Source organism: Methanobacterium spitsbergense, from assembly GCF_019931065.1.
Taxonomy (GTDB): Archaea; Methanobacteriota; Methanobacteria; order Methanobacteriales; family Methanobacteriaceae; genus Methanobacterium_B; species Methanobacterium_B spitsbergense.
In genome coordinates, this window is record NZ_JAIOUQ010000003.1 from 234,862 (window position 1) to 248,848 (window position 13,987).

At 32.7% G+C, this 13,987-nt stretch carries 17 protein-coding genes; 6 read left to right on the top strand and 11 right to left on the bottom strand.

The annotated features are described in order from the left end of the window. Window positions 1–17: 17 nt before the first annotated feature. From K8N75_RS02385 to K8N75_RS02415, 7 genes are all read right to left on the bottom strand, one after another. Window positions 18–380, bottom strand: coding sequence for a cation:proton antiporter subunit C (locus K8N75_RS02385; protein ID WP_048191767.1), 363 nt, complete (start codon window positions 378–380; stop codon window positions 18–20). 1 nt (window position 381) lies between these two features. After that, window positions 382–615, bottom strand: coding sequence for a DUF4040 domain-containing protein (locus K8N75_RS02390; RefSeq protein ID WP_048191769.1), 234 nt, complete (start codon window positions 613–615; stop codon window positions 382–384). Further along, the gene (locus K8N75_RS02395) at window positions 612–884 is read right to left on the bottom strand and encodes a monovalent cation/H+ antiporter subunit G (RefSeq protein WP_048191770.1); all 273 of its coding nucleotides are present in this window, start codon (window positions 882–884) and stop codon (window positions 612–614) included. The genes K8N75_RS02390 and K8N75_RS02395 overlap by 4 nt, the downstream gene beginning before the upstream one ends. 4 nt (window positions 885–888) lie before the next feature. Then, window positions 889–1,146, bottom strand: coding sequence for a monovalent cation/H+ antiporter complex subunit F (locus K8N75_RS02400; protein WP_223790548.1), 258 nt, complete (start codon window positions 1,144–1,146; stop codon window positions 889–891). Beyond that, a complete protein-coding gene (locus tag K8N75_RS02405) occupies window positions 1,143–1,454 on the bottom strand; it encodes a monovalent cation/H+ antiporter subunit E (RefSeq protein ID WP_048191774.1) in 312 nt (103 codons plus the stop codon). Before K8N75_RS02405 ends, K8N75_RS02400 begins: the two co-directional genes overlap by 4 nt. A gap of 254 nt (window positions 1,455–1,708) precedes the next feature. After that, window positions 1,709–2,398: a metal-dependent hydrolase gene (locus K8N75_RS02410; protein ID WP_223790549.1), complete on the bottom strand. Its 690-nt coding sequence runs from the start codon at window positions 2,396–2,398 to the stop codon at window positions 1,709–1,711. Between the two features lie 91 nt (window positions 2,399–2,489). Further along, window positions 2,490–3,212, bottom strand: a complete 723-nt coding sequence (locus K8N75_RS02415; RefSeq protein ID WP_223790550.1) for a succinylglutamate desuccinylase/aspartoacylase family protein — start codon at window positions 3,210–3,212, stop codon at window positions 2,490–2,492. Window positions 3,213–3,642: 430 nt separating this feature from the next. Between K8N75_RS02415 and K8N75_RS02420 the strand changes: the two genes are divergently transcribed. Then, window positions 3,643–4,824, top strand: coding sequence for an argininosuccinate synthase (locus tag K8N75_RS02420; RefSeq protein ID WP_223790551.1), 1,182 nt, complete (start codon window positions 3,643–3,645; stop codon window positions 4,822–4,824). An 83-nt stretch (window positions 4,825–4,907) separates the two neighbouring features. Continuing rightward, the gene (locus tag K8N75_RS02425; protein ID WP_223790552.1) at window positions 4,908–5,165 is read left to right on the top strand and encodes a pro-sigmaK processing inhibitor BofA family protein; all 258 of its coding nucleotides are present in this window, start codon (window positions 4,908–4,910) and stop codon (window positions 5,163–5,165) included. Here the strand turns inward: K8N75_RS02425 and K8N75_RS02430 are convergent, their stop codons facing one another. Continuing rightward, a complete protein-coding gene (locus tag K8N75_RS02430) occupies window positions 5,166–6,647 on the bottom strand; it encodes an NAD(P)H-hydrate dehydratase (protein WP_223790553.1) in 1,482 nt (493 codons plus the stop codon). It abuts the gene before it with no gap. A 431-nt stretch (window positions 6,648–7,078) separates the two neighbouring features. Here K8N75_RS02430 and K8N75_RS02435 point away from each other — a divergent pair, with 431 nt between their 5' ends. Both K8N75_RS02435 and K8N75_RS02440 read left to right on the top strand, forming a co-directional pair. Further along, window positions 7,079–7,453, top strand: coding sequence for a hypothetical protein (locus K8N75_RS02435; protein ID WP_223790554.1), 375 nt, complete (start codon window positions 7,079–7,081; stop codon window positions 7,451–7,453). Window positions 7,454–7,921: 468 nt separating this feature from the next. After that, window positions 7,922–9,862 carry a 3H domain-containing protein gene (locus tag K8N75_RS02440; protein ID WP_338038016.1) on the top strand — a complete coding sequence of 647 codons (1,941 nt, stop codon included), beginning with the start codon at window positions 7,922–7,924 and terminating at the stop codon, window positions 9,860–9,862. A 60-nt stretch (window positions 9,863–9,922) separates the two neighbouring features. Here K8N75_RS02440 and fhcD read toward each other — a convergent pair whose 3' ends face one another. Then, complete coding sequence (gene fhcD, locus K8N75_RS02445) at window positions 9,923–10,816, bottom strand: formylmethanofuran--tetrahydromethanopterin N-formyltransferase (RefSeq protein WP_048191785.1); 894 nt, start codon at window positions 10,814–10,816, stop codon at window positions 9,923–9,925. A 409-nt stretch (window positions 10,817–11,225) separates the two neighbouring features. Between fhcD and K8N75_RS02450 the strand changes: the two genes are divergently transcribed. After that, window positions 11,226–11,789 carry a hypothetical protein gene (locus K8N75_RS02450; protein WP_223790555.1) on the top strand — a complete coding sequence of 188 codons (564 nt, stop codon included), beginning with the start codon at window positions 11,226–11,228 and terminating at the stop codon, window positions 11,787–11,789. 37 nt (window positions 11,790–11,826) lie between these two features. Continuing rightward, window positions 11,827–12,234, top strand: a complete 408-nt coding sequence (locus K8N75_RS02455) for a hypothetical protein (protein ID WP_223790556.1) — start codon at window positions 11,827–11,829, stop codon at window positions 12,232–12,234. 58 nt (window positions 12,235–12,292) lie between these two features. Here K8N75_RS02455 and K8N75_RS02460 read toward each other — a convergent pair whose 3' ends face one another. Further along, window positions 12,293–13,309: a UPF0104 family protein gene (locus K8N75_RS02460; RefSeq protein ID WP_223790557.1), complete on the bottom strand. Its 1,017-nt coding sequence runs from the start codon at window positions 13,307–13,309 to the stop codon at window positions 12,293–12,295. A 130-nt stretch (window positions 13,310–13,439) separates the two neighbouring features. Then, complete coding sequence (locus K8N75_RS02465; protein WP_338038017.1) at window positions 13,440–13,910, bottom strand: metallophosphoesterase; 471 nt, start codon at window positions 13,908–13,910, stop codon at window positions 13,440–13,442. Between the last annotated feature and the right edge of the window lie 77 nt (window positions 13,911–13,987).

Below are 13,987 nucleotides of genomic sequence, written 5' to 3' on the forward strand. Positions count from 1 at the left end.
GTTTGAAAGCATTTCAATTACTCTCCAAGAATCTTTGATGCACTTATAGATCCATATTTTTTATTAAGTACTATTATAATTCCAAGCATCACAGCCATGGTACTAGCCCCAATAACAATGCTCGTGAGCACAAGAGCGTATGGAAGCGGGTAAGATGCATTCTGTGAAAAGTTGCTCATTGACATTCCAGGTAAAAATATATAGACTATTCCTCCTGCTTTGTACCCGAGCGATACAAGAAACAGGTTAGCACCATCACCTATAAATGCTAGCGCTATAACTTTTTTTATTAGGTTATCGAGGAATAATGCACCAAAAATACCTATTACTATCAATGCTCCTGATGTGAGAAGTGATGCTAGTTGTGTGTCCATTATCATTTTATTCCTCCACCCTGCGAGTTCTTAAAACTGCCAGTGCAAAAAACACGGGTACTATTGCCGAACCAACAATTGCTTGGGTCAGTGCAACATCCGGGGCTTGAAGATATTGGTAAAGGAATGCAAGTGAAGCTCCAGGAATACCTGTTAGAATGGCTGCTTTTAGAAGATCCCTTTGCATTAAAGATATTACTGCACCTAAAATCGCTGTTATCATGAAAATGTATTCAATCATTGTTCTTCCTCCCCATAGAAGTAACCATTGGCTATTGCATGTGCTGCAAAGGGTGCTAAAATGAAGTAGGCCACTGCCAAAAGGGGTTCATTGAGTGCTAACAGTGCTATTATAAGAGCTGTGTCTGCAACTCCCAGTATATGTATTCTGGCATAGATTATATTTTCAATATTGTCCCCATACCTCAAAATCCCGTAAGCTGCTAAAAGCACCAAAAAGGCGGCTATTATGAGTATTGCTGACTGTATCAATGTTATTACATCTGTCACGTGATCATCCTCTTAAAACTCTTGCAAATGCTATAGTTCCTACTGGCCCTAGAAATATCAGTGCAGTTGCGATGTCCTTACAAAAACCAAGGTTGTACACGTGCTGCACTAATATAAGCATCGTTGCGATTGCAATACTTAATCCTGATAAACCTACCAGGGCCATTGCAATTTTCTTCCTTGTTGTGATCCTTATTGTGGCAATTGCAAAAATTGCAAGTGCCCCCATTAGAATATATTCTGATATAAGCAGTATGTTCATTCTAACATCCCTTTTATATATGATTCAAACGGAATTATCTCTTCAACTGAACGTGGAGATATTGTTGCTACTTTTAATATGCAATTTTCAGAGTCAAGATCAATTGAAAGAGTTCCGGGAGTTAATGTTATGCTATTTGCAAGAATTGTCTGTGATATCGGCCTTTTAAGTTCGGTTTTTATTTCAACTACTACAGGTTCAACTTTTCCGTTTAAAACCCTTTTGGCAACGTCCAATTCTGCTTTGAGTATTTCAAAGATAAGAACGATGAAATAAGCTATTCCATAGAATATTCTGGTTATAAACATTGTGAATTAACTCCCTTTTTATTACCTAGACTGATTAATCATGAATAATTAACATGGAAAACAATTTAAAACTTTATAATCAGTTCAACAATATAATCAGATCATTGTAAACCATGATAATTAATTTATCATTATAAAACATGATATATATAAAATTAACTAAATTGATTTTTCATTCAATACAAAAGATTCTAAAAATATAATTTTAATACTTTTTCATTTTGAATATGTTGGAAGTTAAATGGGAATTGCAATTATCTAATGATAAAAAAGTTGTTACCATATAAAACAACAGAAGCGATTACACAACCCCCCCAAATACCTAGTAAAGTTAATCCAGCTAGTTTTTTAAATTTTTCTGATGAAATGGGATTTAACAACTGTACCCCTGAAGGCGTAAAGAGATCCAGTATTATATGACTTAAACACCCCAAAAACAGAGATAAAACTACGTAATAAGTATTGAAACCAATACGTGTTGAAAAAATAAGTCCAATAATAATAAGAAACCCAAACACAGGCACTAGTTTTTTATTTAAAATTACAATCCCTAAGATAAGTAAAATGATAATTAAAGATATCTTTAAGCTTATGTTATAATCAGAGAGTAATATGTAAGCCCCCAACACAAAAAAGGATATACAACCGGTAATAAAAATAATTCCTAATATTGAATGCATAAATCCTCTGTGATCTGAAATATAAAATAATAATGCCATCAAAGCAATTAAAACTCCTACTAGATAGGGAAGTTTGAATATGTAAAGTAATAATGCCAGTATAACCCCCAGCAATCCCATAATTATAATATTTTTCTGATTAACCTTATGATCCATATCTATTATGGATGCACCAACAACTGCAAGTGCAACGTAGAAAACTTCTGGAAAGAATGGAAACACCATTATTATTGAGGCTAAGACATGTTCTTTGTAAGACGGCATTGTATCGAATTAACTTTGTATTTTCCCATTAAATAAATAATTCCTTATGAGATTCTATAATTATTTTTAAAATATAGATGAAATAATAATATCAAATCAATCCAAAGTACTTTAGATAATATATCATTTGAAGATATGATCGTTCTGGACTTCCATGAGTTACTTCACAGTTTTCAGATACTACCTCACAAGTAACTGCAGCAATTCCCCTAATGTTGCATTCATCTTCAATAGCACCGCTGTATAACGATCCCGCAGTTGAATGACAGATAATCTTTGATGACATAGACTTGGTTATATATTTGGCAATAATGTAACTCTCTGGACAGGGATTCTTTGAACAGAACACACTTTCAATTCCAGGATTACTCCTTGGTTTTGTAGAATGAAAATCAGAAATTGATACAATATTTAGGTCATCAATGGCATTTAGTATTTTATTTGAAATAGAACCTTCCTTAGAAGCACTTCTATTCATATCAAATCCTTTAAATCGTCTCGAATTTTTCATTGTGGCATCAGGTATGGCAAATGGAATAATATAGACCGTACCATTTATATTTTTATCTTTCAACTCTTCTGCGAGCCATAATGCAGCAATTTGTGCTGGAAGTTCATTTCCATGTACACCTGCAGTTATCATGATTTTAGGGGAAGAAAATCCAATTTTAAGCATGGGAGTGCCATGTTTGGCTGCATTGATCAATTGAGTGCATGTATAACCCTCAGGAACATATGCCATGAGATTTTCATTTTTATTTACAATTCCTCCAGTTTTATTAGAGATAATTGTAATATCATCTTTAAGAACCATTAACATCACTTAATCATTATTATATGTGATTTAATTTTCAATACATTATTAGGTTACAGAATACCTAATATTTAAACAATATTTCTTTAATTTTATTAAGATATAACCTATTTTATCTACTTTTTTATTCTTAGATCATATTATTCCTATTTAAAATCTGATTTTAATGAAATTAAAATGATACAAAATTATATGTTTTGTTTGATCCAAAGTTGCTAAGTCATGAATTTAATAAATTAAGATAATGTCTGATTTTCATTTTACATAGATAATTTACATAACTCCTACCTAATTTTAATTAATATCCTCTTAAGATGTTGAATAAAAACATAAACAATATATGTTAAAATGTATGAAACTTTCATATTTGTTATGAATATAGTAAGGCCTTAACAATAAATAATAATTATAAAATATTCAAGGTGATTAAATGAAAAAAGTTGTTCTTGCATTCAGTGGTGGATTGGACACAACTGTATGTGTAAAATTACTTCAGGAAAAATATAATATGGAAGTTATAACTGCATGTGTTGATGTAGGACAGCCTGAAGATGAAATTAGAAGGCCTGCAGAAGTTGCAAATAAAATTGGTGTAAAAAAACACTACACAATTGATGCAAAGCATGAATTTGCTGAAGAATTTATATTCAGAGGTATTAAAGCCAATGCCGAATATGAAGGATATCCTTTAAGTACTTCACTTGCAAGGCCATTAATAGCGATGAAGATAGTACAATTAGCTGAAAAAGAAAATGCATATGCAATAGCACATGGTTGTACAGGAAAAGGAAATGACCAATTTAGGTTTGAAACCACAATAAGATCTTCATCCCTTTGTGAAATAATAGCCCCTGTTAGAGATTTAAGTTTAACCAGAACAGAAGAACTAGACTATGCCAAAACACATGACATCCCACTTTACTCTGACAAGCTTTATAGTATAGATGAAAACCTCTGGGGAAGATCCATTGAGGGAGATGTATTAGAAGATCCTATGGTTGAAACTCCAGAAGAAGCCTTTGAATGGACAGTTTCAACCGATGAAGCTCCTGACGAAGCACAAATAATAAAGATTTCCTTTGAAAAAGGTGTTCCTGTGGCCCTTGATGATGTTGAAATGGGCGCATATAAAATTATCAGCGAAAGTAACCGCATTGCCGGACTACATGGAATTGGTAGAATTGACATCATCGAAGACAGAATAATTGGTCTCAAATCAAGGGAAAATTATGAAACACCTGGTGCAGTTCTAATTCTAACTGCCCATAAGGCCCTTGAACAATTAACTCTAACACGCGAAGAACTAAAATTTGCAAATACTATTACTCAAACCTATTCAGAAATAGTATACAATGGATTATGGCATGAACCTTTACGTGAGGATCTTGACTGTATAATCGACAACATGCAGAAACGTGTAACTGGAAATGTGAAGTTGAGACTTCATAAGGGCAGTATTAAAACACTTAGCCGTGAATCTCCTTACAGTCTTTACAGTGAGGAAGCAGTTACTTTTGAAGATAAAGAAACAGATCAGAGAGAAATTGCAGGAATGGTTAAAAACTACGGACTACAAGCAGCATGTTATCAAAAAGTCTGCAAAAAAGATTAAAAATTGAGGATATATTTATCCTCAATATACATCTTAACAAATGTATTGTCTTAATTAATAGGAAATAGATTCGGGTTAAAATAATGGTCCTTAACACAATTTTAATTGGAATAATTCTTGCTGTAATAATAGCTATAGGTTTGATAATTCTTTTTAAAGCTGCAGGAATAATAGTTAAAATATTACTTCATATGGGCTTTGGCCTTATTCTCCTTTTTATAGTAGATTTAATTCCATTTGTACATGTTCCAATTAACGTGCTAACAGTTCTTGTTGCAGGGTTTGGTGGGTTCATAGGGGTTGTACTCCTTGTAATTTTAGGTGTTCTAGGGTTCTATTGATTAAATTCTTCTTTTAAATACTTGAGGGATGTATTTCCAGATATCGCTTGCAATTAAATTGTATCCATACTCTTCTGCTGCAAGGTCACCTGCATTTCCATTAATAAAAGATCCTAAGTATGCAGCTTCAAAGGCTTCATGTCCCTGTGCAACTAAAGCACCTACAATGCCTGCCAATACATCTCCTGTTCCACCAACAGTCATACCAGGGTTTCCTGTAGAGTTAAGTTTTATTTTATCCCCATTTGAAATAATATCTGTAGATCCTTTAAGCAGTACAGTACATTTACATTTTTTAGAACATTCTAAAATGGTATCAATTTGATTGTCCAATTTTTTAGGTACATCAACTCCAAAAAATGCCTTAAATTCTGCTTTATGAGGTGTTAATATCACTTCATTTCTATAATGCTTAATTAAATCTAAATTTAACAATTTAAGTGCATCTGCATCAATAACAATTGGCATGTTGATTTTTTCGATCATCTCTGTTAAAGCCAAACCAGTTTCTTCTTCTCTTCCAATACCACAACCAATTACCATTGAATTTGCATTCTTTGATAATTCAAGTATTTTAGCAGTATCATCAAATGTTACATAGTTGTTTGAAAGGCTTTTAACAATTAAATCAGGAGAATAGGATCTAATAGTAGATGTAACACATTTTGGACACGCAATTACCGATATATCAACTCCTGATCTTAATGCAGATATTGCTGCCAATGCCGGAGCGCCAGAATAATCTTTGCTTCCCCCCAAAACCAATAAATTACCATTTTGTCCCTTATGAGAATTAATATTTCTTTGGGTGAGCCTCAATAAATCCCCGGGACCGGTGTATAACTCAGCTTCTTCAGGTATTCCAATGTCACAGACTTTTAAATCTCCCAAATATTCCTCATCTGCATTTTTAAGCCCGATTTTTTCCTTATGGAATGTTACCGTGAAATCTGCCTTAACAGCCTTATGTTCAACCATTCCCGTTTGTGGATCTAGTCCTGTTGGAATATCTACTGCAATAACAGTACTATTTGAACTATTAATAATATCTATGGCTTTAGAAACTGGTTCTCTAAGTTTTCCTTTGGTTCCTGTCCCAAGTATTGCATCTAACACCAGTTCTGCACTGCTAAATCCCAATTGAGAATGATCTTCAATAATATTCAATACAATACTACTAGTTTCAATATTTAATTTATGGAGCACTTCCCAGTTTTTCAATGATTCAGGTGAACTTATACGTGATGGATGCCCAATCAGGAAAATTTCTACTTCAAAACCATGATTAAGGAGATATCTCGCAGTCACAAATCCATCTCCTCCGTTCCCCCCAGTTCCAGCATATATATTTACTTTGCATGGTTTTGAAATTTCAAATATTTTTTGGGCAATACACTTTCCAGCATTTTCCATCAGTAAAGTCTTTGATATCCCCAGTGCCTCGGCGTTGGCATCAACAACCATCATGTCCATTATATTCATGTTATCACTAGTTATAAATTATAACATTAAAAACATATTAGATTTGTGTTATATCCTTTTTAAAGAACACAGATAATTAATTAATTAATATTTTTGAAAATGTAAAATTTTTTTTTAATTTGCTCCATTGTTGAGGGCATACATTTCATTCTAACTTAGAATTTTTAATAATTTATAGATAGTTATATGCTAAAAATTGAGATAATCATTCAATAGAATTAAATGAAATCATTGGCAAAATGAATATTAAGCAGTATCATGAAATTATTTTTAGTTTAAAGATATGCTCGGGTATTAAATTATTTTTGAACAGTGCATTATAGGTCTTTAACGAAATTAATAAATACTTTTTAGATGGATTATAAAGAAATGTATTTAAATTATTAATCCATAATTAGACTATCTATAATCATATAAGTGGAGGTTTGAGTTTGATAAAATATGGTGTTTTAGCTGGGGGACTTATTGCTATTTTCATAGTTGCTTTTTATGTTTTTGGGTATGAACCAACATCATTGGAATTAACTAAGAGCGAAAATTTATTTGATAAAAATATTACTAAACTGAATCAGACTGGAAAAACAGATCCTAATGCGATTGTTACCATTAATGGTGAAAAAGTACCTGTGGATAAAAATGGAAACTTTTATTGGGTTATAGATTTAAAAAATGGGAAAAATATAATTAACGTAACTGCTAAGGCTCCATTTAAATCCAAAAACCAAACATATGCCATCGTAAATAGGGCTGAAGATAAAGATGGTGTCACTGGAGATTGGGATTGGAATAATACCTATGAAACATAATAATGAATCGATAATAGTAATAACAATAAGAATTCAAACAAATTTTACTTTATTTGAATTTTTTTAATTCGAATGAGGGTATTTAGAATGATAGTTTGTAAAATGTGAAGACTAATAACTACCTTCTGCTTCCCCATATTATTTTTAATTTGTATATGTTGAGTTAACATGAACTCAAAGTTAAATTAATAGCGCTTCTAACCCAATAAATCGATAGTTTTATAGAACTTAAAAAAAATAGCATTATAAGACAATTAATGTTATGGTTATTATTAAATAGCGTTTATATGTGTTGAAATTGCATATAAAGTCCAGAAATAACTTATATGTATAAATTATAAAACAGATGATATTTAATAATAACCTAAGATCATGTAGTAAATTAATGAATATCTAATGATCTCTCAAAATAGTAAACTAAATAATTCAAATTCCATAATTAATTATTCAAAAAAATGGTGATCTACTGTGCGCCCACCATACATGCCAATACTACCTGTAAGTAAAGATCTTACAAACAAACCATATAAATTGGTTCTTTATGCTTTATTGGGAGTTACATTGCTCATAATTTATGGTGTGATAGGATCTACATATATAATGAGATTAGATCTGGTTAATTCTATTTATTTTACAGTACAAACCATAGCAACTGTTGGTTTTGGTGATATCCGGCCAATAACTCCATTACAAAAAATGTTTACAGTAACTCTTGTAATGGGCGGGGTTGCTCTACTTGCTTATGCATTTACATTAACAATAACGGTGGTTACAATGGCAGTTGAAGAGATAGCTTCCGGCGCTAAACAAAGGAGAATAATAGCCGCCAGTAAGGATCATTTTGTCCTCTGTGGCTATGGAAGAGTTGGAAGTGCAGTTTATAAAGAGCTTAAAAAAAGGAATATTAGATCAATAATAATTGAAAAAAATAAAGACGTTGTTGAGAAAGAACTTTGGAAAGATCCAGATGTTCTTGCAATTCCTGGAGATGCTACCGATGAAAGTATAATGATGGACGCAGGAATAAAAAGGGCACGAGGAGTTATCATAACTACTGGAGACGATGTGGATAATCTGTTCATAACACTAACAGCAAGAGAAATACATCCCGAGATATGGATAGTTACAAGAGCGAGTAAAAGCGAAAATGTGCGTCGATTATACCGTTCTGGAGCAGATAAAGTCATATCTCCCGAAACAAGTGGTGCAGAAGATATATACTTCGCTTCAATGGAACCCACAATTATGAAGATCACAGAGATCCATGGAGTTGAAGACATACGAAAAGAATCTGAAATTATCTTGAAATATGGATGCACCCTCGAGAACATAGAATATCACTTACCAGAATTCAAGGAACCTCTTGCAAGAAAGATAGGAGTAACAGATATAGAACAGCTCAACAGATTTTTAAGTAGTTTAGAACGTGAAAAATCTCGAAAAAAATCTTTAGAGAGCATATATGAATCAGTGAGCGGAATTCACTCCCATTGGATTTCAGGACCCACCAAGGAAAGTCTTGAAAAAGTTGCTGAAGAACTGAAAAAAGAAGGATTCCTTTTAGGAGTCAACCTCACAGAAGATGAAATAAAAGAAACAGCAAAAAAACATGGCCGAATGGTTGAAGTTGTTCTAAAACCCGAGATAAAGATAACTGAAAACCATGACATCCAAGATATCAGGGAAGAAGCAAAGATAATTCTTAAACATGGTTGTACATTAGAAGATATTGAGTACTACCTTCCAGGATTTAAAGAACCCCTAAAGAGAAAAATTGGACTTTCAGATGAAAAAGAAATGGATAGATTTCTTTCAAGCCTTGAACATGATTCTAAAAGGATGGATGCACTTGAAAGGCTTTACATCCTCTCAGGTGGAGGAATTCATTCCCATACCATTTCAGGCAAGGATACACAAAGTTTAGCTAAAGTTGAAAAAGAGCTAAAAACAGAAGGATTCCTTTTAGGGGTAAATTTAACTCATGGTGAGATTGTTCAAAAGATATCTGAATTTGGCAGAGTAAGCGAATTACTATTAAGACACAAACCAAGTGATACCAATGATAAAAGAATCATAATTAGTATGGGCGGTAGAATATTGGACTCTAAACATTACCTGCCAGGTTTAAGACAAGTAGTAACAAGAAAACTCTATTTAAAAGATGAAAATGATCTAAAAAATTGTGAAGAGGAGTATAAAAAACCAGATGCAAAAAGGTCTCTTGAAGCATTATCTCAGATATCAAGACAAGTTCACTCCCACACAGTTTCTGCAGGGGACATTGAAAAAATCAAGAAAATTGAAAAAGCACTGAAAAAAACTGGAATGCTTTTAGGGGTTGATCTTCCTGAAGACGATATTTGGAATATCGTTGAAAGTGAGGAAATAGAAAAGTTCTGTATTCAGTGAATGGATTAATATTTTAAATTTTTTCTTCTGAAAATAAAAAAAATATGGAAATCGTAATTATTAGAAAAGCTCATGAAGCTTAATCTGATATTTACCGAGGTTTCCACCAAAGTTACCTGCACTTATCTGAATTATTCCAGAGATTTTAACAGCAGCTTCAATACCTGCCTTCATTGCAGCTTTGACTGCTTCTTCATTTACTCCGTCAATAACTATTTCATAGACACCATTAACATTTTCAGGTATTTCACAACCCTCAACTTCGTCCTTCAAAGTAACACACATTTTTTCGTTGGTAGATGCTCCTAAAAACTTGTACTTATTTGAACCAACTTTGGAACCGGAAGCAACTATTCCTCCAGGGAATGGAGTTATTGCACCAGGAATTGCTTCAATAGCATCCACAGCTGCGTCCGCAGCTAGTAATCCTGCTGGTTGGTTTTCTGCGAGAATGAAGAAATTCCCACCTGCAACACCTGCTTTTATTCCTAATTCTGCTTCAACTAAAAAGTCACCAGACATTAGGGGGATGGAGTGTATTTTTCTTCCTTCCACATCCAATGTTTGTTCATATCCATCACCGAAGAATTTCAGTTTCTGACCTGTTTTGAGTTTTTCATCAGGTTCATCCATCCAATCAAAGACAGCTGTGGTTGCTGCAGTTAGAATACACATTCCTACTCGCTCGAGTAACTCATGATCAAGTTTACCCTTGTTCATGTTGCAGATCATTATTATATAACCCGGTCTTCCATCAGGAGTATCCTGTGGTGGCACATAACCGTCTATTCCTGCCTCTGCCGGGCATCCGATAACAGATGTTCCGTAACCTGTGGCTTCGGTAGCTGCTACTAATGCCAGTTTTTTGGTTGCTGCAGTTATGAGAATTCTTGATACTTGTATGCCGAATGCTTCTGCAAAATTATCTTCTATTTCCACTCCGTTTATTTCCATGATTATCACCGTCTAGATCGTAGTTTAGGAGAAGTTATAAATTTTTCCATTTAATCCTGAGTAATTAAAAAAAGAAGTTGTCAAATAGGTGGGTGTTCAAAAATTTTTTGAGTTTTCAAAAAAAATTATTTTCCACTTTTATTTGTGTCATAAATGTAATTTAAGAGCATAAAAGATAAATATAAAGTGAAATTAGAATTATTATCATGCGAAATCAAACAATATCTACTCTCAATTGTTGTATTGGTTCCATTCAACTTAAACTTTACGATTTTAGAATGGAAAAACTTGATGTTGAAAAGATCTTAGCTGAAAGATTTAAACAGCTTAAAATCCCTAAAAATGTAAATGATAAATTAATTTTACTTTCAGATAACCATTTCGAGTTTATCAGACCTATCTGTCCAAAATGTGGTTCAAAAATATTATTAAACAAGAATATCGTGTTAGAAATCCAATTTTAGGTGAATACAGACAACAAAAGATTTATCTTCGAAGATATCAATGCAAAAAATGTTCAAAAAAGTTCACAACGCCTTTAGATAGTGTTTTAAACCCGTATAACAGGTACGCAAACATTTTTAAAGACAAAACAGAACAATTAATCAAAAGAAGATATCGATCACTCAGAAAAACAAAAGAAGACTTCAATACATTCTTTAATCATTCACCCTCACACCAAACCATTAAAAACTGGCTCAAAACAAAACCAGAAAATAAAATACATAACGATTCAATAGTTTATTCGAGATATTACTGTTATGATGAACAGTATCTTCGAATTAACGGTACAAGAATGTACCGTTTAACATTATACGACACCATAGTTAATATTCCGGTAGCGGAAAAAATCGTCCCAAAAAGGTCAACAGAATCAATAACAAACTTCATACAACAATCAACAAAAAAAACCATTAATAGCTATAACAACAGATCATTTCCCACGATACAAAAATATAATGGACAAATTTAAAGTAAAACATCAACTTTGCATATTTCACCTGTTTAAAATGATAGGCGACCGTGTATACAAAATATTAAGGTCCAAAAAACATCACAACAGAGATAAAATAAGTTTATGCTTATATTTCACCGAAATCAAAAATATATTCCGCACATACAACGAAAAAACCTCAACAAAAAGATTAGAACAACTATTAAACAAATTCAACAATATTCCAAAATTATTACAAAAATTCATAGCCAAAAAGATAATCCTTGACTTCACAAGACTCACACACTACACAAGAGACCCATTAATTAACAAAACATCCAACCACGTTGAAAATTACTACAGACAAACCGACCCCGAACAAATAAAAACCAAATATAAAACTAAAACAGGAATACTCAGCTACCTAAAACTAAAAATGCAAAACTGGACACAAAAACACAGAAAAAAAATCAACACTCAATAACTTTACAACCCCTAAAAAAACAAAAATAAATATTAAATTAAAAGTATTAAGCCCTATACTAAAATTTGTCTGAGAATTTTTCTAAAACATTTGGCCCAACATAGGGAAGCATACCTATTCCAATAAATGAAGTCATCCAGAAAGATATTAACCTTTCAACAATAGTTGCTGCTGCACTTATAGATGGCGGTACACCTGCTGCAGAATATAAAATTATCATCATTCCATCAACAGCTCCAACACCTCCAGGAAGAAGAGGAATCAATCCTATCAAGGTAGCTATTACAAATACTGCTGCAATTACCCACAAGGATACTGGAGTACCAAATGATGCGAAAACTATGTAAACTCTGATTATTTCCATGAACCATACCAAAAAAGACAATGGAAGCCCATACATTAAAACCCTTCTGTCACGTATCATAATACGCATGCTGCTCTGAAATCCATTCATTGCTTCTAAGGCCTTTCTCTCAATTTCGAAGTGTTTATTTTTTGAAAATCTTTTTACAAGCCCTACTAGCCATAGCGTTATCCTCTGACCTACAGCCTCATTAATAGACATAATTAAAATTATAATAAAAACAACAATTAAAACGACAAGGGATACAATCAAAGCAAAAACAATCCATTCAGGAAGGCTAAGAAACGAAACGGAAAATATTATGGTTAAAATTGCCAAGACAACAAATGGAAATGTGTCAAGTCCCCTATCTGCGATTACTGTAGCAAAGGCATTTTCCATTGGAGCCTTTGCATATTTTCCCAACATATATGCCCTAACAGGTTCTCCCCCGCCTCTAGCACTGGGTGTGATATTATTAATAGCAAGTCCAACCATTAACATTGGAAAAACATGTCTTCTTTTAATGGATATTTTAAGTGAATGGATTGTGATGGACCATCTTTGGGTCCACATTCCATATATTATGAATTGAATTACAACTGCCAATGCAACGTATAGTGGATTAGCATTTTTCAGAGCACTTTCAATTTTTCCCGGGCCAATGTATAAAACCATTGCTGCCAGAATCCCAATTCCAACAAGTAACAGTATAATAGTTTTATTATTCATGATATTGTTCCTTTCAGATAATATTTGAATTAATTTGATACTTAAATTTTATACAAATCTATATTGAATAGATTTGATGTCTATTTAAGTGATAGCTATTAATAAAATTTGTAAATAAATATGAATACTCTCATATGTATATTACTTCAAAACTGAGATCATCGGTATCTAATAAAACAACCGTTTTTTGCCCTGAAACATATCCACATACTTCACCAGGGTTTATAATCATTGTTTCACCATTCAATATTTCCATTTTATGAGTGTGACCCCTAATAACAACGTCATATTTTCCACATTTGGCAAGAGAATCCACAATTGCTTGGTTACTGCCATGTATGATTGAAAATTTCCAGCCCTCTACTGAAATTTCCTTAAAATCTTCTAAAATGCATATTTCTTCATATGCTGCCTTAAGTCCTTCTTTCTCACCGTCATTATTACCATAAATAGCAACAAGTTCCGGATCTAGTTTCCTAAATTCTAATGCAGTGAATGGAGATATTAAATCTCCTGCATGTATTACAACGTCTATTTCTTCTTTGTTAAAAATTTTTACAGCTTTTCTAATAGCATCAAGGTTGTCATGACTATCAGACATTATCCCTATCATGATATTATTATGTTTTATTTGTTAATAATTTTTTTTGTTTTTATTAACATTATTAAACTAAATAT

Excerpts from the sequence above, each read along its gene's own strand:
- K8N75_RS02420 (WP_223790551.1), top strand. The coding sequence starts at position 3,643 with ATGAAAAAAGTTGTTCTTGCATTCAGTGGTGGATTGGACACAACTGTA.
- K8N75_RS02430 (WP_223790553.1), bottom strand. The coding sequence starts at position 6,647 with ATGAATATAATGGACATGATGGTTGTTGATGCCAACGCCGAGGCACTG.
- K8N75_RS02410 (WP_223790549.1), bottom strand. The coding sequence starts at position 2,398 with ATGCCGTCTTACAAAGAACATGTCTTAGCCTCAATAATAATGGTGTTT.
- K8N75_RS02455 (WP_223790556.1), top strand. The coding sequence starts at position 11,827 with ATGATAGGCGACCGTGTATACAAAATATTAAGGTCCAAAAAACATCAC.
- K8N75_RS02415 (WP_223790550.1), bottom strand. The coding sequence starts at position 3,212 with ATGGTTCTTAAAGATGATATTACAATTATCTCTAATAAAACTGGAGGA.
- K8N75_RS02450 (WP_223790555.1), top strand. The coding sequence starts at position 11,226 with ATGTGGTTCAAAAATATTATTAAACAAGAATATCGTGTTAGAAATCCA.
- K8N75_RS02400 (WP_223790548.1), bottom strand. The coding sequence starts at position 1,146 with ATGAACATACTGCTTATATCAGAATATATTCTAATGGGGGCACTTGCA.
- K8N75_RS02425 (WP_223790552.1), top strand. The coding sequence starts at position 4,908 with ATGGTCCTTAACACAATTTTAATTGGAATAATTCTTGCTGTAATAATA.
- K8N75_RS02385 (WP_048191767.1), bottom strand. The coding sequence starts at position 380 with ATGATAATGGACACACAACTAGCATCACTTCTCACATCAGGAGCATTG.
- K8N75_RS02405 (WP_048191774.1), bottom strand. The coding sequence starts at position 1,454 with ATGTTTATAACCAGAATATTCTATGGAATAGCTTATTTCATCGTTCTT.
- K8N75_RS02390 (WP_048191769.1), bottom strand. The coding sequence starts at position 615 with ATGATTGAATACATTTTCATGATAACAGCGATTTTAGGTGCAGTAATA.
- K8N75_RS02460 (WP_223790557.1), bottom strand. The coding sequence starts at position 13,309 with ATGAATAATAAAACTATTATACTGTTACTTGTTGGAATTGGGATTCTG.
- K8N75_RS02465 (WP_338038017.1), bottom strand. The coding sequence starts at position 13,910 with ATGTCTGATAGTCATGACAACCTTGATGCTATTAGAAAAGCTGTAAAA.
- fhcD (WP_048191785.1), bottom strand. The coding sequence starts at position 10,816 with ATGGAAATAAACGGAGTGGAAATAGAAGATAATTTTGCAGAAGCATTC.